Annotated in this window: 20 protein-coding genes and 3 pseudogenes; 11 read left to right on the plus strand and 12 right to left on the minus strand. The window is 60.8% G+C overall.

The window, feature by feature from the left end; genetic code table 11:
• Window positions 1–83: 83 nt before the first annotated feature.
• The 3 genes from GYA95_RS07865 to GYA95_RS07875 form a co-directional block, all read right to left on the minus strand.
• Window positions 84–1100 (minus strand): GlxA family transcriptional regulator, encoded by a 1017-nt coding sequence (locus GYA95_RS07865; protein WP_015270069.1) that lies wholly within the window; start codon window positions 1098–1100, stop codon window positions 84–86.
• A gap of 223 nt (window positions 1101–1323) precedes the next feature.
• The gene (gene gabP, locus GYA95_RS07870; RefSeq protein ID WP_013972215.1) at window positions 1324–2709 is read right to left on the minus strand and encodes a GABA permease; all 1386 of its coding nucleotides are present in this window, start codon (window positions 2707–2709) and stop codon (window positions 1324–1326) included.
• Between the two features lie 83 nt (window positions 2710–2792).
• On the minus strand, window positions 2793–3566 hold the full coding sequence (locus GYA95_RS07875) for a creatininase (RefSeq protein WP_015270070.1): 774 nt from the start codon (window positions 3564–3566) through the stop codon (window positions 2793–2795).
• Between the two features lie 331 nt (window positions 3567–3897).
• Here GYA95_RS07875 and GYA95_RS07880 point away from each other — a divergent pair, with 331 nt between their 5' ends.
• Both GYA95_RS07880 and GYA95_RS07885 read left to right on the plus strand, forming a co-directional pair.
• Window positions 3898–4461 carry a type 1 glutamine amidotransferase family protein gene (locus tag GYA95_RS07880; RefSeq protein ID WP_015270071.1) on the plus strand — a complete coding sequence of 188 codons (564 nt, stop codon included), beginning with the start codon at window positions 3898–3900 and terminating at the stop codon, window positions 4459–4461.
• 199 nt (window positions 4462–4660) lie between these two features.
• Window positions 4661–5872, plus strand: coding sequence for a M24 family metallopeptidase (locus tag GYA95_RS07885; RefSeq protein ID WP_015270072.1), 1212 nt, complete (start codon window positions 4661–4663; stop codon window positions 5870–5872).
• 92 nt (window positions 5873–5964) lie between these two features.
• Here the strand turns inward: GYA95_RS07885 and GYA95_RS07890 are convergent, their stop codons facing one another.
• Window positions 5965–6345, minus strand: a complete 381-nt coding sequence (locus tag GYA95_RS07890) for a cupin domain-containing protein (RefSeq protein WP_003256754.1) — start codon at window positions 6343–6345, stop codon at window positions 5965–5967.
• Between the two features lie 110 nt (window positions 6346–6455).
• Between GYA95_RS07890 and GYA95_RS07895 the strand changes: the two genes are divergently transcribed.
• Window positions 6456–7307 carry a LysR family transcriptional regulator gene (locus GYA95_RS07895; RefSeq protein WP_015270073.1) on the plus strand — a complete coding sequence of 284 codons (852 nt, stop codon included), beginning with the start codon at window positions 6456–6458 and terminating at the stop codon, window positions 7305–7307.
• 99 nt (window positions 7308–7406) lie between these two features.
• Here GYA95_RS07895 and GYA95_RS07900 read toward each other — a convergent pair.
• A pseudogene (locus GYA95_RS07900) lies at window positions 7407–7610 on the minus strand (LysR substrate-binding domain-containing protein); the annotation flags it as partial.
• On the opposite strand from GYA95_RS07900, the pseudogene GYA95_RS07905 reads away from it, so the two are divergent.
• Window positions 7546–7866 (plus strand): annotated as a pseudogene (locus GYA95_RS07905) (zinc-binding dehydrogenase); the annotation flags it as partial. The pseudogenes GYA95_RS07900 and GYA95_RS07905 overlap by 65 nt on opposite strands.
• A 124-nt stretch (window positions 7867–7990) precedes the next feature.
• Here GYA95_RS07905 and arsJ read toward each other — a convergent pair.
• The 6 genes and pseudogenes from arsJ to GYA95_RS07935 all read right to left on the minus strand — a co-directional run bounded on the left by arsJ (window position 7991) and on the right by GYA95_RS07935 (window position 12504).
• Window positions 7991–9214 (minus strand): organoarsenical effux MFS transporter ArsJ, encoded by a 1224-nt coding sequence (gene arsJ / locus GYA95_RS07910; protein ID WP_015270076.1) that lies wholly within the window; start codon window positions 9212–9214, stop codon window positions 7991–7993.
• A 9-nt stretch (window positions 9215–9223) separates the two neighbouring features.
• Complete coding sequence (locus tag GYA95_RS07915; protein WP_015270077.1) at window positions 9224–10228, minus strand: ArsJ-associated glyceraldehyde-3-phosphate dehydrogenase; 1005 nt, start codon at window positions 10226–10228, stop codon at window positions 9224–9226.
• Between the two features lie 23 nt (window positions 10229–10251).
• Complete coding sequence (gene arsH, locus GYA95_RS07920) at window positions 10252–10968, minus strand: arsenical resistance protein ArsH (protein WP_015270078.1); 717 nt, start codon at window positions 10966–10968, stop codon at window positions 10252–10254.
• A 3-nt stretch (window positions 10969–10971) separates the two neighbouring features.
• Window positions 10972–12033: an ACR3 family arsenite efflux transporter gene (gene arsB / locus GYA95_RS07925; RefSeq protein WP_015270079.1), complete on the minus strand. Its 1062-nt coding sequence runs from the start codon at window positions 12031–12033 to the stop codon at window positions 10972–10974.
• 18 nt (window positions 12034–12051) lie between these two features.
• Window positions 12052–12138 (minus strand): annotated as a pseudogene (locus GYA95_RS28200) (arsenate reductase ArsC); the annotation flags it as partial.
• 9 nt (window positions 12139–12147) lie between these two features.
• Window positions 12148–12504: a metalloregulator ArsR/SmtB family transcription factor gene (locus tag GYA95_RS07935; protein ID WP_013972227.1), complete on the minus strand. Its 357-nt coding sequence runs from the start codon at window positions 12502–12504 to the stop codon at window positions 12148–12150.
• Window positions 12505–12887: 383 nt separating this feature from the next.
• On the opposite strand from GYA95_RS07935, the gene GYA95_RS07940 reads away from it, so the two are divergent.
• The 3 genes from GYA95_RS07940 (at window position 12888) to tcuB (ending at window position 16573) form a co-directional block, all read left to right on the plus strand.
• Window positions 12888–13808: a LysR family transcriptional regulator gene (locus GYA95_RS07940; protein WP_161551365.1), complete on the plus strand. Its 921-nt coding sequence runs from the start codon at window positions 12888–12890 to the stop codon at window positions 13806–13808.
• Window positions 13809–13956: 148 nt separating this feature from the next.
• On the plus strand, window positions 13957–15411 hold the full coding sequence (tcuA, locus tag GYA95_RS07945) for an FAD-dependent tricarballylate dehydrogenase TcuA (protein ID WP_015270080.1): 1455 nt from the start codon (window positions 13957–13959) through the stop codon (window positions 15409–15411).
• Window positions 15392–16573, plus strand: coding sequence for a tricarballylate utilization 4Fe-4S protein TcuB (gene tcuB / locus GYA95_RS07950; protein ID WP_015270081.1), 1182 nt, complete (start codon window positions 15392–15394; stop codon window positions 16571–16573). The genes tcuA and tcuB overlap by 20 nt, the downstream gene beginning before the upstream one ends.
• A 60-nt stretch (window positions 16574–16633) precedes the next feature.
• Here tcuB and GYA95_RS07955 read toward each other — a convergent pair whose 3' ends face one another.
• Window positions 16634–17527, minus strand: a complete 894-nt coding sequence (locus GYA95_RS07955; protein ID WP_013972231.1) for a LysR family transcriptional regulator — start codon at window positions 17525–17527, stop codon at window positions 16634–16636.
• Between the two features lie 147 nt (window positions 17528–17674).
• Between GYA95_RS07955 and GYA95_RS07960 the strand changes: the two genes are divergently transcribed.
• The 4 genes from GYA95_RS07960 to GYA95_RS07975 all read left to right on the plus strand — a co-directional run bounded on the left by GYA95_RS07960 (window position 17675) and on the right by GYA95_RS07975 (window position 22881).
• On the plus strand, window positions 17675–18754 hold the full coding sequence (locus GYA95_RS07960; protein ID WP_015270082.1) for a 4-oxalomesaconate tautomerase: 1080 nt from the start codon (window positions 17675–17677) through the stop codon (window positions 18752–18754).
• Between the two features lie 73 nt (window positions 18755–18827).
• A complete protein-coding gene (gene dctA, locus GYA95_RS07965) occupies window positions 18828–20141 on the plus strand; it encodes a C4-dicarboxylate transporter DctA (protein WP_003256769.1) in 1314 nt (437 codons plus the stop codon).
• A 123-nt stretch (window positions 20142–20264) separates the two neighbouring features.
• Entirely contained in the window at window positions 20265–21569 is a 1305-nt protein-coding gene (locus tag GYA95_RS07970) for a CitMHS family transporter (RefSeq protein ID WP_013972233.1), read from the plus strand.
• 58 nt (window positions 21570–21627) lie between these two features.
• On the plus strand, window positions 21628–22881 hold the full coding sequence (locus tag GYA95_RS07975; protein WP_015270083.1) for an OprD family porin: 1254 nt from the start codon (window positions 21628–21630) through the stop codon (window positions 22879–22881).
• The last annotated feature ends 36 nt before the right edge of the window (window positions 22882–22917 follow it).

Below are 22917 nucleotides of genomic sequence, written 5' to 3' on the forward strand. Positions count from 1 at the left end.
CGCCCTTGGCAAGGGCAGCTAACGGTTCAAAGCGGTCACTTGCGATCCCTGTTTCACCGACGCTTCGTTGCACTCGTCGATGATCAGCACTGAGCCGCAGCAACCTGCTTGCGTTCACCCATGGGAGAGACGCCGAAGAAACGGCTGTAGCATTTGGAGAAATGCGCCGGCGAAACGAAACCACAGGCAAGGGCGATATCCCGTACTTGCGATTCGCTGTGCAGTAACAGTTGTCGGGCGCGCGACAGGCGTAATTCAAGGTAGTACTGGCTAGGGGTACTTTGCAGGTGCTTGTGGAACAGGCGCTCCAACTGCCGAACTGAGATGTCGTTCAACTGCGCCAGTTCCTCCAGGGTCACAGGGTCTTCGAGATTGGCCTCCATGATGCTGACTACCTGGCTGAGCTTGGGTTGGGACGTCCCTAGCCGCTGTCGCAGGGGCACGCGCTGGCGTTCCTGCGAACTGCGAACGCGGTCGCACAACAGCAATTCGGCCGCATGTTCGGCAATCTCTCGCCCGCCGGGTTCGCGTGCGATCAGTTGCAGGCACATGTCCATTGATGCCACCCCACCCGAGCTGGTGTACCGGTCACGGTCAAGTTCAAACAACTGGCTGGAAATGATGATCCCGGGAAAGCGCTCTTTCAGCGCTTCGATATCTTCCCAGTGGATGGTGCAACGGTAACCCGTGAGCAGATTGGCACGCGCCAACAAATGGCTACCCGTGCAAATGCCACCCAATGCCACTTGGTCATGGGCGAGCTTGCGCAGCCAGTTCAGGATGGCGCGGGTATTGTGGTCGGAGACGATGGGGTTTGGCCCTACCACAAACAGCATGTCCAGCTTGGGCGCATCCTTGATGGTGTATTCAGGCAGGATGCGCATGCCGTTGCTGGCGCTCACCGGCTCCATGTCGGCGGCGATGATCAGTGTCTGGAACATGGCCCTGCGCGCAGCAAGGTTAGCCATGCGCAAGGTCTCCACCGCAGAGGCGAACCCGATGGTGGTGAAATTGGGGATCACCAGAAACCCGACGATCTTGGGTGTGGGGGCATCGACAGGGTAACCCGTGGCCAGCGGGGAGGATCTCGGCGTAGCCATCAATACGACTCCTACAATGCAAGATGACGTGTTCAGCGCCTGTCTCCCGATACAGGCAATTTTTTGTGTAAAAGGGCTCCAAGCCTGCGGCGGCATACTACACGCAGCAATCAGGCTACAGGGTGCGCACTGGCCGATATTCGCCCCCTGTTTTCAGTTTGACGCAAAAAGGCGACACCCTGCGAACGCATAGCCTTCGCAGGGCGAAGCGGCTGAGCCAGCCTCAGGCCGATTTGGTTGCGACACGGGGCAGTGGGCGCTTCCTGGGCGAGAAGATCGAACTCATGCACACGATGGCAATTGCCAGCGCGCCGGTTGTCATTACTTCCATGCGGTGGCCGGGCATGATCAGCATCATTGCCAGAATCCCGATGATGGAGGCGACGACCAAGTAGCTCAGCCAGGGGAACAACCACATCTTGAAGGCCATGACCTCACCTCGACGAGCCATCTGCTTGCGCAGGATCAGTTGCGATACCGCGATGGCCAGGTAGACCAGCAGTGCCACGGCACCGGAACTCGCCAGCAGGAAGGAGAACACCTCGTCCGGCGCAAAGTAGTTCAACGCGGTGGTAAGGAAGCCTACAGCGGTGCTGGCCATGACCGCGACGAATGGCACACCGGCCGATGAGGTGCGCTGGAGAACGGCAGGGCCGTCGCCACGTCTGCTCAGCGAGTAGACCATGCGCGATGCGGTGTAGATTGCCGAGTTGAGGCAGCTGGCCACGGCAATCAGCACGACGACATCCACGATCATCTTGGCGTGAGGGATGTTCATCAGCTCAAGGGCCCTCTGATAGGAGCCGACCTGCACCAGCATGGGGTCGTTCCAGGGCACGATCGAGACGATCAGGAACACCGAGACGATGTAGAAGATGCCCATGCGCCACACGACCGAGTTGGTAGCGCGGGTGATCTGTCTGGAGGGGTCCTTGGATTCTGCGGCGGCGATGGTGACGATTTCGGTGCCCATGAAACTGAACACCGTGGTCAGCATGGCGCCAATCACCGCTGCCATGCCGTTGGGCATGAAACCGCCGAAGTCGTTGCTCAGCTTGGCCACGCCACTGACGCTGAGGTTTGGCACCACGCCGGTCAGGGCCAGCGCACCCAGGGCGATGAAGGCCAGTACGGCGATGACCTTGAGCATGGCGAACCAGAACTCGAACTCCCCGTAGCGCGCAACGCTGAACAAGTTGGTCAAGGTGAGCAGGGCAGTAACGGCCAGTGCGAATTCCCAGGTTTCGATCGCGGGGAACCAGGCATGCAGGATTGCCGCTGCGGCAATTGCCTCGATGGGAATGACCAGCACCCAGAACCACCAGTACAACCATCCAATGGTAAAACCGGCCGAACGACCCATTGCGCGTTCGGCATAGGTGGAAAACGAACCGGTATCAGGGGAAGCAACTGCCATTTCACCGAGCATGCGCATGACCAGCACAACCAGTGTGCCGGACATGATGTAGGCCAGGATGGCCGCTGGGCCGGCCGCTGCAATTGCATGCCCCGATCCGATGAAAAGGCCGGCACCGATAGCGCCGGCTATCGAGAGCATGGTGACGTGGCGCTGCTTGAGGCCGGGGGCCAGAGTTGAATGGCTGGACATTATCATTACCCTTGTTGTTATAGATGGCGGGTTAACAGCTAATGCGAATCGTGCTCTGGTAGATCAATGCGGTGTTGCGGCGCTTAACTGAATGCCTCGCGGACAGCGTTGCTGATGCCTTCGGTGCAGACACGCAGAATCAGTTCGCCTTTCTCGCGGCTGGCGCCTTTTGGCGATGACAAGGTTCCACACGCCGGCGTGCGCTCGGCAATGATCGGGAACACATCGTAGGGGGGGAAGGTGGCTGGCGGATGATCGATGGCACGGGCCAGGTCGACTTTCTCGGGGTGCAGGGCCAGCATCAACGAAGTCTCGAAGACGCCACCGTGTTCAATGTCCCAGCCGAGGAATCCGTCAGGGTAGAGTTCCTGGATGACCTCAGGCGCGTTGACGAAGTCCCAGTAGGACAGGACCACGACCTTGAAATTGGTGATGCCGGCATAACGGAGTTCGCGCAGCGCCAGGTCGATGCCTTCCACGATGAACATGGAGTTCTCGTAGTGCCCGTTCATCATCACCAGCTGACGCGCGCCGTGCCGGGCCAGCTCCCTGATGATGTCCTGGATGGTATGTGTCAGTGTTGCGCCATCCAGGCTGGTGGTGCCGGGAAAGTGGTTTCCGCCGCCCGATTTTTGCTGCGACTTGTAGCCGTAGGCCAATGCGGGGAGCACCAGGCCGTCGACATTGCGCGCTACGGCCTTGCACAGCGCGGTCGGTAGCAGTACATCCACTTCCATGCACATGTGGTGGCCGTGTTGCTCCAGGGCGCCTACAGGCAAGAATATCGTGCTGCCGGATGCAACACGCCGGGCGTACTCGGGCCAGGTGAGTTCGCCAATTACAACGCTATCGTTCATCGGGTGGTCTCTCTATGTTCTTGTAATTGCAAAAGCTCGTCCGGTTTGCAGCAGTAGCAGATGTCCCAATTTGATCAGATCGCCATCGGCTGGAATTGTCAGTTTCCGACCTGAAATTGACAAAAGCTGCCGTGGCTCTATCCCGTAGGTCACGGCATGCGTTGATTCACGAGTTCAGGGGCGGCGAAAACGTTCATGTCGGACGAACTGATTTGCTTGCCCATTCTGTCTGGCAATTAGGGGTCGAAATCTGACATATCTGGCCAAGCAACTACCGGGACAATATTACTGTTCGCAGTAGACGCTGCGTGGGTAAAGTTGGAGGTAGTACATGCAGCAATTGACCGAAGTGGGCCAGCCATTGGCAAGCACAGTGCGCATTGGTTTCCTGTTGAGTGAAGGGTTTGATTTCTATGCATTAGCCGCCGCATTGGAGCCGTTGCGCATCGCCAATGAAGTTGCCCGGTGCGAAGTATGCCAGTGGCAGATCATCAGCCTTGGCGGCCGGCCGTTGAAGGCCAGCAACGGCATTTCCACGGCCACCGTGGAACTGAGCCAGGCAAAACCGCTGGATATACTCATTGTCTGCCCGGGTGATGAAATGCGTTCACGCACAGGCACCCCGCACCTGCGCCACCGTGTATCGGGGCCGAAGGTGCGCTGTGCGGCAAAACAGATGACGTGGTGGTTGCCCACCGTTGACGATCACGCAGACCTGCCTGTCGGCCAGATCAAATGTGTGCATGCACCGGCCAGTGTTTCGGAACAAGTCAAGAAGACCCTGGCTTTGTTCCCGCCGTCTACATCCCACCTGCTTGGAGTCAGCGAACTGGCAACGCTGATCGGCGTTTCGCGGCAACTTCTCGAGCGCTTGTTCGCGCACCGACCCCACTGAATCCTCACTATCGGTTGATTGCGCTGGCGCCTCGGATTCTGCGTCGCCTTTGCAGTGTTTGGCCTCGTTTGCAGGGCGACGGATCTGGTCATTTACGGGTCGGATTCGCGCAAAAAACCATTCGGCTTATCTGGTCGAATGGTCACCAGTGGCACCGATAAACAAGTTTCTCCGCTGTTAACTACAAGGAATAAAAAACATGCAAATGCCAAAAACCATTCAGATCAAGAACGGCGAAAAAGTCAAACCGACGTTCTCGCAACAGGAATATGCCAACCGTCAGTCCAAGTTGCGCACTTACCTGGCACAAAACAATATCGATGCTGCGGTCTTTACCTCCTACCACAATATCAACTACTACAGCGACTTCCTGTACTGCTCGTTTGGCCGCCCCTATGCACTGGTTGTCACTCAGGAAGCCGTCGTGTCGATCAGTGCCAACATCGATGGTGGCCAGCCATGGCGCCGTACGGTCGGTACCGACAACATCATCTACACCGACTGGCAGCGTGATAACTATTTTGTCGCGATTCAGCAGGCACTGCCGAAGGCCGGGCGCATCGGCATCGAGTTCGACCACCTGAACCTGATGAACCGGGACAAACTGGCCTGCCGTTACCCGCAGGCCGAGCTGGTGGACATCGCCGCGCCGTGCATGCGCATGCGCATGATCAAGTCGGCTGAAGAACACGCGATCATCCGCCAGGGCGCCCGGGTAGCCGACATCGGTGGCGCTGCGGTGGTCGAGGCCCTGCGTGACCAGGTACCTGAGTACGAAGTGGCATTGCACGCTACCCAGGCGATGGTGCGTGAGATCGCCCGCACCTACCCGGACTCCGAGCTGATGGATACCTGGACCTGGTTCCAGTCGGGCATCAATACCGACGGCGCCCACAACCCGGTGACCTCGCGCAAGGTCAACAAGGGCGACATCCTCAGCCTCAACTGCTTCCCGATGATCGCTGGTTATTACACCGCACTGGAGCGTACGCTTTTCCTGGACCACTGTTCCGATGAGCACCTGCGCCTGTGGGAGGTCAACGTCAAGGTGCATGAGGCTGGCCTTGAACTGGTCAAGCCCGGCATGCGTTGCAGCGACATCGCCCTGCAGCTGAACGAGATCTTCCTGGAGCACGATCTGCTGCAATACCGTACGTTCGGTTACGGCCACTCGTTCGGTACGCTGAGCCATTACTATGGTCGCGAGGCAGGCCTGGAGTTGCGTGAGGACATCGACACCGTACTCGAGCCGGGTATGGTGGTGTCGATCGAGCCGATGATCATGCTGCCCGAAGGCCTGCCGGGAGCTGGCGGATACCGTGAACACGACATCCTGATCGTCAATGAGCACGGCAGTGAAAACATCACCAAGTTCCCGTACGGCCCGGAACACAACATCATCAAAAAGTGACTGAACCCGCCGCACAGTCAACCTGTGCGGCTTTCTCCCTGCACCGGCGATTTGCGCGGTGCGCCTGAAGGCGTGAACCGCGGTTGACTGAATTACGCCGGATATAACTGCTCCTCTATCGAAACCGTGAGTGATGAAGTCTCTGCGCCGGTGTGGAGGGTGGTATCCGTTTCGATCAGCATGACTGCACATTCTTCCTCGGCAATCGGCCGGTGTCGCATTTGCTTTGGAATCACGCAGAATTCTCCTGCGTTCAGGACAATGGTGCGGCTTTCGAGCTCGATGCGAAGCGTGCCAGAGACCACCGTAAACATTTCGTCTTCATGTTCATGGGCATGCCAGACGAACGCGCCTTTCAATTTCGCAATCTTGATGAAATGGTTGTTGACGCGGCCGATGACCTTGGGCTTCCAGTATCCGGTCAGCGTATCCAGTTCATGTTGCAGGTTGATGCTGTCCACCGTGTTGATCATGCGCGTACTCCCTTCTGCAAGTCAGTCTGAGGCTTGCAATCTAGAGCGGCGCGTGGCTTTTGCGTAGCGACGAATTACAATACCGGTATTAACACTGCTAATGGCCTGGCATGAACAAGAACCACACCCTTGATCTGGCGCTGCTCAGGGCCTTTGTCGAAGTGGCGGATACCGGAAGCATGAGTGTTGCATCGGTAGGGCTGCACCTGACACAAGGGGCTGTCAGCCAGCGAATAAAGCGGCTGGAGGCATTCCTCGGCTGCCCATTGCTGATGCGTGACACTCAAGGCAGTAGCCTGACCTGGCAGGGGAGGTCGTTGTTGCCTGACGCTCGTCGCCTGCTGCGGATGCATGATGCATTTTGCGCCAGTGTCGGGGCCAGGGAATCAGACGCCCCGGTGCGTCTCGGGCTCCCGTTCGATATGGCCGGCGCGCCGCTTGCTCCCGTGCTGAAGGCGTTCGGTGATGCCTTCCCCAAGGCCGAGGTAAAGATCTTCAGTGCTTCGTCCGTGGACCTCGACCAGGTGTTCGCCACGGGCGAACTCGATCTGGTGCTCAGCCAAGGCCCGGTTGATGTCGAGTTGGGCGAACGCCTGGCTGTTGATCAGCTGGTGTGGCTGGGCAACGAGACCGCATCGGCACGGCGCCCATTGGCTCTGTGCTTCCTGACGGCGAATTGCGCCTTTCGCGACACCGTTTTCCGGTGTCTTGGCGAAGCAGGTATCGTGGCAAAGGTGGTATTTGAAAATGCGTCGGTCGATACCACGTTGACCATGGTTCGCAACGGGCTGGCGGTTACGCCATGGCTGCGAAGTCTCGTTCCTGAAGATATCAGCCTGGCTGCAGCCGAATGTGGGTTACCGACACTGCCCGCGTTCGCCGTGCGGTTGCAGACGGTCGAGGATGCCAGTCGTTCCGTTTCTGGCCTCGCGGACATTATCCGGGAACATTTCAAGCGCTGAGACGGCTGCGTTTCTCATCACTGCGAAGCCGGTCCGAATGAGCAGGTCCAGATTGTTTGTTGATGTTGCCCCACGCCTGTGTACTCGACTGACGCAGGCCTACGGCTCTTGCGCAAGACCGTGCAGGTGCTCGCGCAGAAAGTCGATGAAGGCCATCGCCCGTGCCGAATGTCGCCGCTCGCGGCTGAACACCGCGCTGACGGGCAGTGCCGTGGCTTTGTAATCGTCAAGCACGCTTAGCACGCTGCCGCGTTCAACGTCTGCTTTGAAAAGCCATTGTGGCGAGAGGGAGATGCCCAAACCGCACCGTCTTGCGCCGCTCTCGTTCAGAAGCGCCACTTATTCGGGGGTGTTCACCCTGGCCCCGTTGCTCACGGGCCAGGGCCGCGAACACCATGGCGCAATCCTGCGCGAGGCGGCCGAGCTGGCAGATGCGGGGCAACTGACGATACGGGTGGACCGGCAACGGTTCGCACTGGACGAGGTAAACGACGCCTTCCGCCAGGTCGCAGAAGGCCGCGCCAAGGGCAAGACAATCATCCAGTTGTTGAGCGAATAGAATCGAGAACGTTGAACGCCAAGGTATCCGCCGATGGGGGCCGCTTTACCGAGCGGCCCCCTGACTTTGTCGTGCTGGAGAGCAGATTTCGGGGGACGCGATTCTATGGCACACGCTGAGTGGGTCAATTGCAATCGCTGGCATGCCTTGGCAATGCACTCGATATCAATGCTGCCAGCAGAACAAATACTGTGGAGATCCACAGGCAGGCCTCCAACCCGTAAGCCTGGAATACCCAGCCGGAAAGCAGCGTACCGACCAGCCGCCCTAGCGCGTTGGACATGTAGTAGAAGCCCACATCCAGCGATACCCCGTCTTCCTTGGCATAGCTGACGATCAGGTAGCTATGCAGCGACGAATTCACGGCGAACAGCACGCCGAACAGCATCAGCCCGCCAAGCACCATCCCCTGGGCCGACCAGCCTGCCGACAGGCCCACGGCGATGAGCGCCGGCAGCCCGGCAAGGGCGATCGCCCAGATGAAAGCCGCGCGACCGTCGGGCACCTGGCCGCGTTTCTTGCCAGTGATGTGGGGGGCAAGCGACTGGACGATGCCGTAGCCGATTATCCATGCAGCCAGGAAGCCGCCGACCAGCCAGAAGTCCCAGCCAAAAGCCGTGCTCAGGTACACCGGCAAAGCCACGACGAACCAGACGTCACGGGCGCCAAAGAGAAACAGCCGTGCGGCCGAAAGAATGTTGATGGCCCGGCTCTTGGACAGCATGTCGCGGAACTTCGGCTTGGCCTTGGCCTTGCCCAGGTCCTTCTTCAGCAGGATCAGGCTGCCGACCCAGATCAATGCCAGTACCGTCGCCATGGCCAGCACCGCCAGGGTGAAGCCGAGCAGGGCGAGCAGGGCGCCACCAAGGAAGAAACCCACGCCCTTGAGCGCGTTTTTCGAGCCCGTCAGGATGGCCACCCACTTGTACAGGGTGCCTTGCTGGCTGCCTGGCACCAGCAGCTTGATGGAGCTCTTGGCACTCATCTTGTTCAGGTCCTTGGCGATGCCGGACAGCGCCTGTGCCGCCATCACCCAGGGCACTGTCAGCCAGGCTGCCGGCACCGTGAGCATCAGCAGGGCCAGAACCTGCAGGCCCAAGCCTATGTTCATGGTGCGATTCAGCCCCAGGCGGGCGCCGAGGTAGCCGCCCACCAGGTTGGTGATCACGCCGAACACTTCATAGAACAGGAACAGCGCCGCGATCTGCAGCGGCGTGTAGCCCAGCGTATGGAAGTGCAGTACCACCAACATGCGCAACGCACCGTCGGTGAGGGTGAAGGCCCAGTAGTTGCCGGTAACCAGCAGGTACTGACGCACGTGTGCAGGCAGGGCTGACAACGCCTTCATGATTGCCGGTTACTCCGCCGTGCCGACCATTCGGGCCAGTTCCGCTGCACGGTTGGCGTAGCCCCACTCGTTGTCGTACCAGGCGTAGATCTTCACCTGGGTACCATTGACCACCAGGGTCGATAGCGCATCGATGATGGAGGACCGCGGGTCGGTGCGGTAGTCGATGGACACCAGCGGTCGCTGTTCGTAGCCCAGGATACCCTTCAACGGGCCTTCGGCAGCCGCCTTCAACAACGCATTGACCTCTTCGGCAGTGGTCTCGCGTGCCACTTCGAACACGCAGTCGGTCAGCGAGGCGTTGGCCAGCGGTACACGCACGGCATGGCCATTCAGCTTGCCGCGCAGTTCAGGAAAGATCTCGGCGATTGCGGTAGCCGAGCCCGTGGTGGTCGGGATCAGGCTCATGCCCGAGGCGCGGGCGCGACGCAGGTCCTTGTGCGGTGTATCGAGGATGCTCTGGGTATTGGTCAGGTCGTGGATGGTGGTGATCGAGCCGTGGCGGATGCCCAGGTTCTCGTGAATCACCTTGACCACTGGGGCCAGGCAGTTGGTGGTGCAGGAAGCGGCGGTGACGATACGGTGCTGCGCCGGGTCGAACAGGTGCTGGTTGACGCCCATTACCACGTTCAGCGCGCCTTTCTCCTTCACTGGCGCGCAGACCACCACGCGTTTGACGCCCTGGTCCAGGTAGGCCTGGAGCACGGCTACCGACTTCATCTTGCCGCTGGCTTCGATGACCAGCTCGCAGCCCGACCAGTCGGTGTCCGCAATGTTCTTGTTCGCGGTGACCTTGATGCGCTTGCCCTCGATCACCACCGAGTCGCCATCTGCCCCGGCTTCACGATCCCAGCGCCCGTGGACCGAATCGAAATTGATCAGGTGGGCGTGGGTCTCGGCGTCGCCGGCCGGGTCATTGATCTGGACGAATTCGAATTCCGGCCAGCCCCAGGACGCGCGCAGCGCCAGGCGACCGATACGGCCAAACCCATTGATGCCTACTTTGATTGCCATGGTCTTGTTCTCGAGTTGTGACTTCAGATGGATCGTTGATTGACACGCCTGGACAATTCCTCGGCCGACTCCTTGCGCTCGGAGTAGCGGTCGACTAGGTAGTCGGCGCGGTCGCGCAACAGCAGGGTGAACTTCACCAGTTCTTCCATGACGTCGACGACACGGTCGTAGTACGGGGACGGTTTCATGCGGCCCGTTTCGTCGAACTCCAGGTAGGCCTTGGGTACGGACGACTGGTTAGGGATGGTGAACATGCGCATCCAGCGGCCAAGCACACGCAGCTGGTTGACCACGTTGAACGACTGCGAACCGCCGCATACCTGCATGACCGCAAGGGTCTTGCCCTGGGTCGGCCGTACGGCGCCCATGCTCAGGGGGATCCAGTCGATCTGCGACTTGAACACGCCGGTCATTGCACCGTGGCGTTCCGGCGAGCACCAGACCATGCCTTCGGACCACAACACCAGATCGCGCAGTTCCTTGACCATGGGGTGGTCATCGGGCACGTCATCCGCCAGTGGCAGCCCGGTCGGATTGAAGATGCGCGTCTCGGCACCGAAGTGCTCCAGCAGGCGCGCCGCTTCTTCCGTCAGCAGACGGCTGAACGAACGCTCGCGGGTCGATCCGTACAGCAGCAGGATGCGAGGCTTGTGGGTGGACCGCTGCGCGATCGCCAGTTTCTCGGCTGTCGGCAGATCGACCAGGTCGTTGTCGATGTTGGGAATGTGGTGTTCGGTCATGTTTCACTCCTGGGACAAGGCGCCAGATGGCTGATCGAACCAGCGACGCTTGAGCCACCAGGCCACGCCAACCAGCGAGATGAGTACCGGCACTTCCACCAAGGGCCCGATGACGGTGGCAAACGCGACCGGCGAGGCGAGGCCGAAGGTGGCGATGGCCACCGCAATGGCCAGTTCGAAATTGTTGCTTGCAGCGGTGAAGGCCAGCGCAGTGGTGCGGGGGTAGTCGGCCTCCAGCAGCTTGCCCATCCAGAAGCTGAAGAAGAACATCACCACGAAATAGATGGTCAGCGGGATGGCGATGCGCAGCACGTCCAGCGGCAGTTGCAGCACCATGTCGCCTTTCAGGCTGAACATTGCAACGATGGTCAGCAGCAACGCCACGAGGGTCAGCGGGCTGATTTTCGGAATGAAGTGCTCCTGGTACCAGGTGGCGCCTTTACGGCTTATCAGGGTCTTGCGGGTCAGGAAACCGGCCAGGAACGGGATACCCAGGTAGATCAACACCGATTGGGCTATATCGAGGAAGCTGGTCTCGATGACGCTACCTTCCAGGCCGAACAGTGGCGGCAGCAGGCCCAGGAAGATCCAGGCGTACACGCTGAAGAACAGAATCTGGAAAATGCTGTTGAAGGCGACCAGGCCGGCCACGTACTGGTTATTGCCGCCGGCGATCTGGTTCCATACCAGCACCATGGCGATGCAACGCGCCAGGCCGATGATTATCAGGCCGGTCATGTACTCGGGCTTGTCGGAAAGGAACACTACTGCCAGCCCGAACATCAGCACCGGGCCGATCACCCAGTTCTGGATCAGCGACAGGGCAAGGATGCGCTTGTTCTTGAAGACCTGTGGCAACTCCTCGTATTTCACCTTCGCCAATGGCGGGTACATCATGACGATCAGGCCGATTGCGATGGGGATGTTCGTCGAGCCCACCGACAGCCTGTTCAGCCACGCTGGCAACCCCTGGAACAGGCTGCCGAGAGTGATCCCCAGGCCCATGGCCAGGAAGATCCAGACCGTCAGGTAGCGGTCGAGGAAGGAAAGCCGGCTTTTGCTCATGGTGTATCTCCCTGAACGTCAGAGCGTTCCGATGATCGCCAGCTCAGCCTTGAGCCGGGCTGCATCCAGTTGTTCGAAAGGCAATGCGAGAAATGCCTTTTTTCTCGGCAGTGGTCAGCAGCAGGCAGCGACGCGCTGAGGGCGGTCACCCATGGTGTCCAGTCGTTTGGCGCTGGTGCTCAACCATTCGCGATTGGCTTCCAGCGTGGTTACCAGCACATCGCGTACCCAGGCGGGCAGTTCTGGATGCAGGCGGTAGTAAACCCATTGGCCCTGCCTGCGGTCTTCAAGCAGGCCGCAGGTGCGCAGTTGTGCGAGGTGGCGAGAAACCTTGGGTTGGCTTTCTTCCAGGGCGCAGATCAGTTCACAGACGCACAGCTCTTCCTCGCGAGCGATCAGCAGCATCATCCGAATGCGGTTCTCGTCGGCGAGGCATTTGAAGACCTGGGTCGGGGTCAGCGAGTCAGTCATGGGCGTTCTCGGCGCGGGCAGCTGGTGCCTATGGCGGGGCATTCAATGTATATGTTTTTTCGAATATACGGATTTTCGAATGTATTGCAAGGCCGCCGGATCTGTTCTGCGCACCTTGTGAAAGCAACGGCCTTGCTCAATTCCCAAAACTGGCGCGATCCCTGTGGGAGCGGCCTTGTGTCGCGAAAGGGCTGCAAAGCAGCCCCAGCAATTTCAACTGTTGCGCATCAAGCCTGGGGCCGCTTTGCGGCCCTTTCGCGACACAAGGCCGCTCCCACAGGGTCCCTGTCAACTTGATGAGGCACGGTAGCGTTCTGTCAATCAAGGCTGTGCAAATACGTTTAACATGCTCCAGGCCTGCCCCCATCGTTGAAGAGATCTGTATGGAGTTACGTCAGCTTCGCTATTTCCTGAGTGTTCTGGAGTACGGCAGCCTTGGCAGGGCTGCGGTCGAGCTAGGGGTTGGCGCCTCGGCTTTGAGCCAGCAGTTGTCGAAGCTGGAGAGCGAGGTGAGTACCCGGCTTTTGACGCGTTCGAGCACCGGCGTAGCGCCGACCGCGGCCGGGCTGGCCTTCGAATACCATGCGCGCCTGGCGCTTCGTCAGGCGGAGCATGCTGTCCTGGCGGCACAAAGTGGTCGCATGAGCGGCTATGCCAGCGTGGGGCTGGCACCGATCACTGCATCGATCCTTGGCTTGGCGTTGATCGACAGGATGCGAGAGCGCTATCCCGACATCCGGCTGCACCTGGTGGAAATGCTGTCTGGTTATCTGATGAACCAACTCAATGCCAGGCACCTTGACCTGGCGGTGCTGTTCCAGGCAGAGACGGGGCCGCGCCTGGAGGTGCGGGGGCTGCTGACGGAGCGGCTGTTCGTGCTGGTTCCCGCACCGCTGGTCAAGGACGGCTGGGGCGAGTCGCTCACGTTGCAACAGATCGCGACGTTGCCGTTGGTGATGCCCAGCAACCAGCATGGATTGCGCACGACGTTGCGCTCGATTTTCGAGCGGGCAGGGCTGGAGGCCAGCATCGTCATGGAAGTCGATGGCCTGTCGCTGTTGATGGATTGCGTGTGTGCGGGCCATGCCGCCACCATCCAGCCCGGCGCGACGGTGGCCCGGGCGCATCAGGCGGGCTTGCGCGTGTTTGCTGTCGACGAAGCCCTGGCGCAGCGTCGCAATGTGATTGTCAGCCTGACTGATGACGAGCTCTCACCGGCGGCGCTGGCTACGCGGATCGTACTGCAGGACGTTGCCCGGGAGCTGGTGGAGCAGGGCCGATGGCCAGGCGCACGGCTGCTTTGACCCAGGCGCCGGGGGCGCTTGTTCCGACCCTTTAGAAAAACTGAATGCCTCCCCCCGACCATCGCGTTTCGCGGTCTGCGGGCGCTCATTAAAGTCCCCGGTCACGAGGAGCAGCCGAACATTCGGCTCTTCGTGATCTGGAGGCGAAATGATCGATGTGCTAGTCATCGGAGGGGGCAATGCCGCCCTCTGTGCCGCGCTGATGGCGCGAGAGGCCGGAGCCAGCGTGCTGCTGCTCGAGGCCGCACCCCGCGCCTGGCGTGGTGGCAACTCACAACACACGCGCAACCTGAGGTGCATGCATGATGGACCGCAGGATGTGCTGGTCGAGGCGTACCCGGAAGAAGAATTCTGGCAGGACCTGCTGAAGGTTACCGGTGGCCAGACCGACGAAAAGCTTGCGCGGCTGGTGATTCGCGCGTCCTCCAGTTGTCGCGGGTGGATGCGCCGCCATGGCGTGCATTTTCAGCCCTCATTGTCGGGTGCGCTGCACACAGCAAGGACCAACGCCTTCTTCATGGGCGGCGGCAAGGCACTGGTCAATGCCTACTTTCGCAGCGCCGAAAACCTTGGCGTACAGATACGCTACGACACGCCAGTAGCCGACATCGAACTGCAGGGCGGACGCTTCGTCGCGGCCCATGTGCCGGCGCGTGAGGTTCAGGGGCGACACCTGCCTGCCGAGCGCATCGAGGCGCGTACCTGTGTGCTTGCCGCCGGCGGCTTCGAGTCCAACCGTGAGTGGTTGCGCGAGGCGTGGGGGCAGAACGAGCGAGGGGAGTGGCCTTCGGACAATTTCCTGATCCGTGGCACGCGCTTCAATGACGGGGTGCTGTTGCGCCGCATGATCGAACAGGGCGCCGACACGATTGGCGACCCGACCCAGGCGCACATGGTGGCGATCGATGCTCGTGCGCCGTTGTACGACGGCGGCATTTGCACGCGCATCGATTGTGTGTCGCTGGGCGTGGTGGTCAACCGCGATGGCCAGCGCTTCTACGATGAAGGCGAGGATTTCTGGCCCAAGCGCTATGCCATCTGGGGGCGCCTGGTGGCGCATCAGCCTGGGCAGGTGGGGTTCTCTATCATCGACCAGAAAGCCCTCGGGCGCTTCATGCCACCGGTTTTTCCGGGCGCTACTGCCGATAGCCTGGAGGCGTTGGCCGGCCTGCTCGGTTTGCCTGTGCAGGCCTTCCTCGAAACCGTGCATGCCTACAACCGAGCCTGCCAGGTGGGCACTTTCGACCACACCCGGCTGGACGACTGCCACACCGCAGGCCTGGAACCGGCGAAAAGCCACTGGGCGCGCCCGATCGATACGCCGCCTTATTACGGCTACCCGCTGCGCCCTGGCGTGACTTTCACCTACCTGGGGCTGCGCACCGATGAAACCGCCGCCGTCCATTTCGACGGGCGTCCCAGCCCGAACCTGTTCGTTGCCGGTGAAATGATGGCGGGCAATGTACTGGGCAAGGGCTACACCGCAGGCGTCGGCATGTCCATCGGCACCGCCTTCGGCCGTATCGCCGGGACCAGCGCTGCTGCGGCGGCGGGTTACGAACATCCAGAAAAAGAGAAGAGCCATGACTGCGCAACTGCCTGAGCCACGCCAGCCTGACACCGCCGGGCCGGCCCTCGAACTGATCCCGGTGTTGAACGTCGAGGAGCAGGAAGTGGACCGGCAAATGCGGATCTGCAATGCCTGCCGTTACTGCGAGGGCTTTTGCGCGGTTTTCCCGGCGATGACCCGCAGGCTGGAGTTCGGCAAGGCCGATATCCATTACCTGGCCAACCTGTGCCACAACTGCGGCGCCTGCCTGCATGCCTGCCAGTACGCGCAGCCCCACGAATTCGCGGTGAACGTGCCCCAGGCGATGGCCAAAGTGCGCGGGCAGACATACGCCGAGTACGCCTGGCCGGCCCTCTTCGGGCGGCTGTACAGGCACAACGGCACCTATGTCGCCAGTGCATTGGCCGTAGCCTTGTCGCTGTTCCTGCTGCTGACCTTGTTCGTCAACGGCACGCTGCTGCCCGGGCGGTTGGCTGGGAATTTCTATGCGGTCTTCCCGCACAACACCCTGGCACTGATGTTCGGAAGCGTCTTTGCCGCTGCAGCGCTGGCCCTGGCGGTGGCGATACGTCGCTTCTGGCGCTCGGTCTCGCCTGCCGAGGCGCTGGCGCAACCGGCCAATGGGGCGGTGTTCGAGGCATCAAGCGCGGTGTTGACCTTGAAATACCTCGACGGTGGGCACGGCCAAGGTTGCAACAATGCCGATGATCGCTACACGCTCTGGCGCCGTCGCTTCCATCACTTCACCTTCTACGGCTTCATGCTGTGCTTTGCCGCCACGGTGGTCGCCACCGGTTATCACTACCTGCTGGGCCAGCAGGCGCCGTACCCGCTGCTGAGTGCACCGGTGTTGCTCGGAACCCTGGGCGGAATTGGCTTGATTGTCGGGCCGGCCGGGTTGCTGGCGCTGAACCTGCGCAGGGCGCCGGAGCAGGGCGATGTGGCCCAGCGCCCCATGGACCGGGCCTTCATTCTGCTTCTGCTGTTGGTCAGCGCCACAGGCCTCGCCTTGCTGGGCCTGCGTGATACCGCAGCGATGGCGATCGTGCTGGCGCTTCACCTGGGGACGGTGATGGCGCTGTTCATCACGCTGCCCTATGGCAAGTTTGCCCATGGCCTGTTCCGCAGCGCGGCACTGCTCAAGTTTGCAATCGAGAAGCGCCGGCCCAACAAGCTGGGCCTGGGCGGGGAGTGAACCATGAACTCAGCCCGTATTTCCCCTGCGCCGTGCCGAGCCGGAAGCAAGGCATTTCGTTCAACGGTTGGGCCACTTGTCCAGCAGGATCGACACGAACTTCTCCGCTGCCGGCGACAGCGACGCCCCTCTGCGGTAGACCAACCCCAGGGTGCGGGTTACCTGGGGCTCGATCAGCGGCACGCTGACCAGCGTCGGGTGGTCGGCGCTGGGCATGGCCAGGCTGGGCATGGCCGACACGCCCAGCCCGGCCTCGACCATGCCCAGCGAGGTCGACAGGTGCTGAACCTCATAGAACCACTTGGGCCGCAGGTTGAGCCCGGACAGGGCATGGTCAAGCAGCATCCGGTTACCGCTAAGCCGGCCTACGCCGATCAGGCGGTAGTCGGCCAGTTCTGTCCAGGTGACGGCCTCACGGTTCGCCAGCTTGTGGTCCCTGCGGCAGGCCAGCACGAAGTGCTCCTGTACCAGGGAGACGAACTCGATGTCCGGGTGCTGGCCACTCATCATGTTGATGCCGAAATCGGCTTCACCCCGCAGCACGGCTTCGAGCCCGTCGTTGGCACTGAGGTCCAGCAGACGAATGCGGATCTTGGGGTATTGCTCGTTGTAGTCGCGGATCACCGATGGCAGGAAATAGAACGCTGCGGTCGGAATACAGGCGAGGGTTACCTGGCCGGTCTGTCGTTCTGCGAGTTCGCGAATGCTCAGGATCGAGTCTTCGAAGTCATCCAGCAGGCGCCTGGCCTTGGGCAGGAAGTCACGCCCGACGCTGGTCAGACTGACGCGACGAGTAGTGCGTTCCAGCAACGAAGTGCCCAAGCCTTCCTCGAGCTTCTTGATCCGTCGGCTCAAGGCGGGCTGGGACAGGTGCAGCGCTTCTGCGGCTTCGTGGAAGCTGCCGAGTTCGGCGATTTTCACGAAAGATCGTATGTCTTGCAGCTCATATTCCATCTCGGATCGCTCTTGGCATTGGGTTCGGTATTGATGCTCAAATCGGAACAATAACTACGATATTTGCATTGGATTGATTTATCCATCCCTGTCAATCTTTTGTCCACAGCATCAATGATGTCCATTGATCAACAAGAGTGCGAAATCATGCAACGAATTCCTTGCGTACTCATGCGCGGTGGCACCTCCAAGGGCCCCTTTTTCCATGCATGGGACCTTCCTGCCAATGTGGTCGAACGCGACGAATTGCTGATCAACCTGATGGGTTCCGGGCATGAACTGGAAATCGACGGCATCGGTGGCGGTAGCCCGCAGACCAGCAAGGTAGCGATTGTCAGCCCCTCGCTGCATGCCGACGCCGACGTCGACTACCTGTTCGTGCAGGTCATGGTCGCCCAGCGCCGGGTCGATACCGCGCCCAACTGCGGTAACATGCTGTGCGCCGTTGGCCCGTTCGCCATCGAGCAAGGTCTTGTCAAAGGCCAGGACGGCAAGACGCTGGTGCGTATTCGCAACCTGAACACCGGCACTTTCGTCAATTCGCTGGTGGAAACCCCCGGCGGCATCGTGCGCTATGAAGGCCGCACGGCGATCGATGGCGTACCGGGCACTGCCGCCCCGGTACACCTGACCTTCCTCGATGCGGTCGGCAGCAAGACCGGCAAACTGTTCCCGACTGGCAAGGCCAAGGATGTGATCGACGGCGTTGCAGTCACCTGCATCGACATGGCCATGCCGATGATGGTGGTGGAGGCCAGCCAGCTGGGCGTCACCGGCTCGGAATCCCCGGCCGAACTCGACGCCAACGGCGAACTGCTCGAGCGCCTCGAGGCGTTGCGCCTGAAGGCCGGCAAGGCCATGGGCCTGGGTGATGTCAGCGGCATGGTCATCCCCAAGCCTGTGCTGGTGTCCAAGCCCCGTTATGACGGCACGTTGCAGGTTCGCTACTTCATGCCACACAACTGCCACCGCGCCTTGGCCATCACCGGAGCGATAGGGCTGGCGACTGCCTGCGTCAGCCCAGGTACGGTGATCGGCGATCTGCTGGGCGAGGGCGCCGTGCAGTTGACCGAAGTGCGTCTGGAACATCCAAGCGGCGGTATCGATGTCGCGCTGTCGCGCAGTGGCGCAGATGGCAAGACGATTCAGGCCTCTGTGGTGCGAACCGCCCGGCGGCTGTTCTCAGGCTTCGTTTACGCGCCTACATTCCGCAGGTTGGCGGGGTAGGCCCAGGCGGTAGTCCAGACCTGTACATTCGCAACAAGCGCATCCGCACAATTTCAACAATGGGTGATGCCTCATGAGACTCGCCAAATCGCTGTACTTCCAGATCCTCTGCGCCGTCCTGCTGGGCGTGGTGGTCGGTCACTTCTGGGCGCAACAGGCCGTTGCGCTCAAGCCCCTGGGTGATGCGTTCATCAAGCTGATCAAGATGATGATCGCGCCGGTGGTCTTCTGCACCATCGTCACCGGTATCGCCGGGATGACCGACAAGCGCTCCCTCGGGCGTTTAATGAGCAAGACCTTGCTGCTGTTCCTGGTATTGACTGTTATCAGCCTGATGATCGGCCTGGCAGCGGTATACCTGTTCCGTCCTGGTGTCGGCATGAACATCGACCCTGCCACTCTCAGCACTGCGGGGCTCGGCCAGTACGCCGCATCTGCGGCGAAGCTCAGCGTGGTCGACTTCTTCATGCATATCATTCCCGACACGTTCATCGGGGCGTTCAACAAGGGTGAAGTGTTGCCGGTGCTGTTCATCGCGGTGCTCAGCGGCTTCGCCTTGTCTTCGATGGGCGAGAAGGGCAAGCCGGTACTCGATGTGCTGGAGTCTGCCTCGACCATGGTGTTTCGCATCTTTGGCTACCTGATGCGTTTCGCACCGGTCGGCGCCTTCGGTGCCCTGGCCTTCACCGTCGGGCAGTATGGTGTGACGTCCCTGGGTGCACTGGCCAAGCTGGTAGGTACGCTCTACATCGCCTGTGCGTTCTTCGTGCTGGTGGTGCTTGGCGGCATCTGCCGTGCCCATGGCTTCAGCTTGTGGAAGCTGCTGCGCTATTTCCGCGAGGAGTTTCTGGTGGTGCTCGGCACCTCGTCCACCGAGCCTGTACTGCCGCGCATGCTGGAAAAGCTGGAGAAACTGGGCTGCAAGAAAGGTGTGGTCGGGCTGGTACTGCCAACCGGTTACTCCTTCAACCTCGACGGTACTGCCATCTACCTGTCGTTGGCGGCGGTCTTCATCGCTCAAGCTTGCAACATCGACCTGAGCCTTGGCCAGACGGTGACGATGCTGGCGATCATGCTGTTGTCGTCAAAAGGCGCGGCGGGTGTGACCGGTAGTGGTTTCGTTGCGCTGGCTTCGACCTTGACCGTCATTCACGACATCCCGTTGGCAGGGCTTGCCTTGCTGATCGGCATCGATCGCTTCATGTCCGAGGCGCGTGCCCTGACCAGCCTGGCCAGCAATGCCGTGGCCACGGTGGTCATCTCGCTGTCGGAGAATGCCTGTGAGCGGGAAACCTTGCTGCGCCGCCTGAACGGCATTCCGGCTGCACCGGACGAGGCGGATATTGCGCAGGCCGACTGGTCTGCCGAGCCTCGGCATCACGGCTGAAAAGCCTCTTCACCTTCCATAGTTGACTTAGAATCCCACTCAGCATCCCAGCGATGCCGAGTGGGGTAGGGGGCCGTCTGCCTTGCCGATGGCCGCAATAGAATAAAAACAAGAGAAAAGACCATGCTCGCACTCCTGGGCCTGATCATGGTGGTGACCTTCACCTACCTGATCATGAGCAAACGCCTGTCGCCAATCGTTGCGCTCACCGTGGTACCCATTGTCTTTGCAGTGATCGGCGGCTTCGCCCCCGAGCTGGGCAAGATGATGCTCGATGGCTTGAAAATGGTGGCGCCCTCGGCGGCCCTGTTGTTGTTCGCCATCCTGTTCTTCGGCCTGATGATCGATGCCGGCCTGTTCGACCCGCTGATCCGCAAGATCCTCAAGCGCGTCAATGGCGACCCGGTCAAGATCGCCATCGGTACCGCGCTGCTCTCGCTGTTGGTGGCGCTCGACGGTGATGGCACCACCACCTACATGATTACCTGTGCGGCCATGCTGCCGCTGTACAAGCGCATCGGCATGAACCCGATGATCCTGGCCACGGTATCCATGCTGTCGCTGAGCATCATGAGTGGCATGAGCCCTTGGGGTGGGCCGGCCACCCGGGCCATTGCCGCGCTCGGGCTGGATGCGACCGAGTATTTCATCCCGATGCTGCCCACCGTGATCGGCGGTGCGGCCTGGGTGGTGTTCACCGCGTTCCTGCTGGGCCGCGCCGAGCGCCGACGCATCGGCAACATCGCCCTGGAGTCGGGTGGCGGCAACTGCTACATCAAGGAAATCCTCGGCGAGAGCCCACATAAGCGCCCACGCCTGGCGTATGTGAACCTGGTGCTGGTGATTGCCGTCATGGCAGCGCTGGTGATGGGCGTGATGCATTCCGCACTGTTGTTCATGATCGGTTTCGTCGCGGCGCTGATGATCAACTACCCGCAGCTGGATCTGCAGAAAGAGCGCATCCTCGCCCATTCTGGCAATGCCATGACAGTGGTACTGCTGGTATTCGCCGCAGGCATCTTCGCGGGGATCTTCTCGGGTACCAAGATGGTCGATGCGCTGGCTCAGACCCTGGTCGACTGGATTCCCGAGGCGTGGAGCCACTGGTTCCCGCTGGTGGTGGCGCTGACCAGCATGCCGCTGACCTTCGTACTGTCCAACGACGCTTACTACTTTGGCGTGGTGCCGATCCTTGCCAACGCTGCGGCCGCCTACGGCATCGACCCGGTTGAAATCGCCCGCGCCTCGGTGCTGGGGCAGCCAGTGCACCTGATGAGCCCGCTGGTGGCCTCGACCTTGCTGCTGGTGGGCATGGTCGATCGCGACATCGGCGACTTCCAGAAGGCCACCGTGAAATGGGCGGTGCTGACATCACTGGTCATCACCGCACTGGCCTTGGTCACGGGTGCCTTGTCCTTCTTCGTCTGATCTGCTTCGGGCGCCGCTGGCGCCCACCTCATCCAAGAACAACAACAGAGTATCGAAAATGTCCCGAACTGTTTTCCGCCGGGCCACCTGTGGCCTGCTTTGCGGCTGGCTGCCTGTGGCCGGCGCTGCCGGATTCATCGACGACGGCAAGCTCAAGCTGCAGCTGCGCAACGTTTACTTCAACGAAAACTTCCGCGACGAACAAGGCATGAGCGCCCGCGCTGCTGCAACTGCAAAGAGCGAGCGGGTGGAATGGGCGCAGGGTTTTCTGCTCGACTACCAATCAGGGTTCACCCAAGGCCCGCTGGGCCTGGGGCTCGATGCCTTGGGGCTTGTAGGCGTCCGTCTCGATTCGGGCCGCGGCCGCAGCGGTACCGGCTTGCTGCCGGTGCATGACGATGGCCGTGCCGCGGACGAGTTCGCCAGTGCCGGGGTAACCGCCAAGGCGCGACTGGGGCAGACCATCGTCAAGCATGGCACCTTGCTGCCCAAGACACCGGTGCTGGTGTACAACGATGCACGATTGTTGCCTCAGACCTACCAGGGTACGCAGCTGACCAGTACCGATGTCGATGGCCTGACCCTGACCGCCGGCCACCTGGACCGCTTCAAGCAGCGGGACTCCTCGGACAGCACCGGTCTGTTCCTGGATGGTTATGGTGGCGGCGAGTCTGGCGATTTCAACTTTGCCGGTGCCGACTATGCCGTCAGCAAGCAGCTGCGCCTGAGCTATTTCCACGGCCAGCTCGAACACTTCTATCGCCAGGACTATGCCGGCCTGGTACACGACCTGCCGTTGGGTGGAGGGGTGTTCACCACCGACTTGCGCTATTTCAAGAGCCGCGACAGCGGAGCCGCTCATGGCGGCCAGATCGACAATGACATGTTCAGCGGGCAGTTGTCCTATACCCACTCCGGGCACACTGTCGGTGCCGGTTACCAGGTGCTCGACGGCGAGGCAGGGCTGCCGTACATCAGCGGCGCGACGGTTTACTCGTTCAGTAACGTTGGCATAGGCAAGTTCATCGAGGAGGAAGAGAAAACCTGGATGGCGAGCTACGCCTACAACTTTGCAGCGGCCGGTGTGCCCGGGCTGACCTTCATGGCGCGTTACCTGAGCGGGGACAACGGTCGTTCCGGTGAAGCCGGGCTCAGCGAGTGGGAGCGTGATGTGGAGCTTGCCTACGTGGTGCAATCCGGGCCTGTGAAAGGTCTGGGTGTGAAGCTTCGCAACTACGTCTACCGCTCTGACTTTTCCCGAGGGCGCGACAGCAACCGGATCTACCTGACCTACGATATTGCGATCTGGTAATGCGGCCGTGCGAGCATGCATGCCTCGAGGTGCTTG

Source organism: Pseudomonas asiatica (assembly GCF_009932335.1).
GTDB lineage: Bacteria > Pseudomonadota > Gammaproteobacteria > Pseudomonadales > Pseudomonadaceae > Aquipseudomonas > Aquipseudomonas asiatica.

Bases quoted from the DNA above. Each gene is read 5' to 3' on its own strand.
- GYA95_RS07865 (WP_015270069.1), bottom strand. From the start codon at position 1,100: ATGGCTACGCCGAGATCCTCCCCGCTGGCCACGGGTTACCCTGTCGAT.
- gabP (WP_013972215.1), bottom strand. From the start codon at position 2,709: ATGTCCAGCCATTCAACTCTGGCCCCCGGCCTCAAGCAGCGCCACGTC.
- GYA95_RS07875 (WP_015270070.1), bottom strand. From the start codon at position 3,566: ATGAACGATAGCGTTGTAATTGGCGAACTCACCTGGCCCGAGTACGCC.
- GYA95_RS07880 (WP_015270071.1), top strand. From the start codon at position 3,898: ATGCAGCAATTGACCGAAGTGGGCCAGCCATTGGCAAGCACAGTGCGC.
- GYA95_RS07885 (WP_015270072.1), top strand. From the start codon at position 4,661: ATGCAAATGCCAAAAACCATTCAGATCAAGAACGGCGAAAAAGTCAAA.
- GYA95_RS07890 (WP_003256754.1), bottom strand. From the start codon at position 6,345: ATGATCAACACGGTGGACAGCATCAACCTGCAACATGAACTGGATACG.
- GYA95_RS07895 (WP_015270073.1), top strand. From the start codon at position 6,456: ATGAACAAGAACCACACCCTTGATCTGGCGCTGCTCAGGGCCTTTGTC.
- arsJ (WP_015270076.1), bottom strand. From the start codon at position 9,214: ATGAAGGCGTTGTCAGCCCTGCCTGCACACGTGCGTCAGTACCTGCTG.
- GYA95_RS07915 (WP_015270077.1), bottom strand. From the start codon at position 10,228: ATGGCAATCAAAGTAGGCATCAATGGGTTTGGCCGTATCGGTCGCCTG.
- arsH (WP_015270078.1), bottom strand. From the start codon at position 10,968: ATGACCGAACACCACATTCCCAACATCGACAACGACCTGGTCGATCTG.
- arsB (WP_015270079.1), bottom strand. From the start codon at position 12,033: ATGAGCAAAAGCCGGCTTTCCTTCCTCGACCGCTACCTGACGGTCTGG.
- GYA95_RS07935 (WP_013972227.1), bottom strand. From the start codon at position 12,504: ATGACTGACTCGCTGACCCCGACCCAGGTCTTCAAATGCCTCGCCGAC.
- GYA95_RS07940 (WP_161551365.1), top strand. From the start codon at position 12,888: ATGGAGTTACGTCAGCTTCGCTATTTCCTGAGTGTTCTGGAGTACGGC.
- tcuA (WP_015270080.1), top strand. From the start codon at position 13,957: ATGATCGATGTGCTAGTCATCGGAGGGGGCAATGCCGCCCTCTGTGCC.
- tcuB (WP_015270081.1), top strand. From the start codon at position 15,392: ATGACTGCGCAACTGCCTGAGCCACGCCAGCCTGACACCGCCGGGCCG.
- GYA95_RS07955 (WP_013972231.1), bottom strand. From the start codon at position 17,527: ATGGAATATGAGCTGCAAGACATACGATCTTTCGTGAAAATCGCCGAA.
- GYA95_RS07960 (WP_015270082.1), top strand. From the start codon at position 17,675: ATGCAACGAATTCCTTGCGTACTCATGCGCGGTGGCACCTCCAAGGGC.
- dctA (WP_003256769.1), top strand. From the start codon at position 18,828: ATGAGACTCGCCAAATCGCTGTACTTCCAGATCCTCTGCGCCGTCCTG.
- GYA95_RS07970 (WP_013972233.1), top strand. From the start codon at position 20,265: ATGCTCGCACTCCTGGGCCTGATCATGGTGGTGACCTTCACCTACCTG.
- GYA95_RS07975 (WP_015270083.1), top strand. From the start codon at position 21,628: ATGTCCCGAACTGTTTTCCGCCGGGCCACCTGTGGCCTGCTTTGCGGC.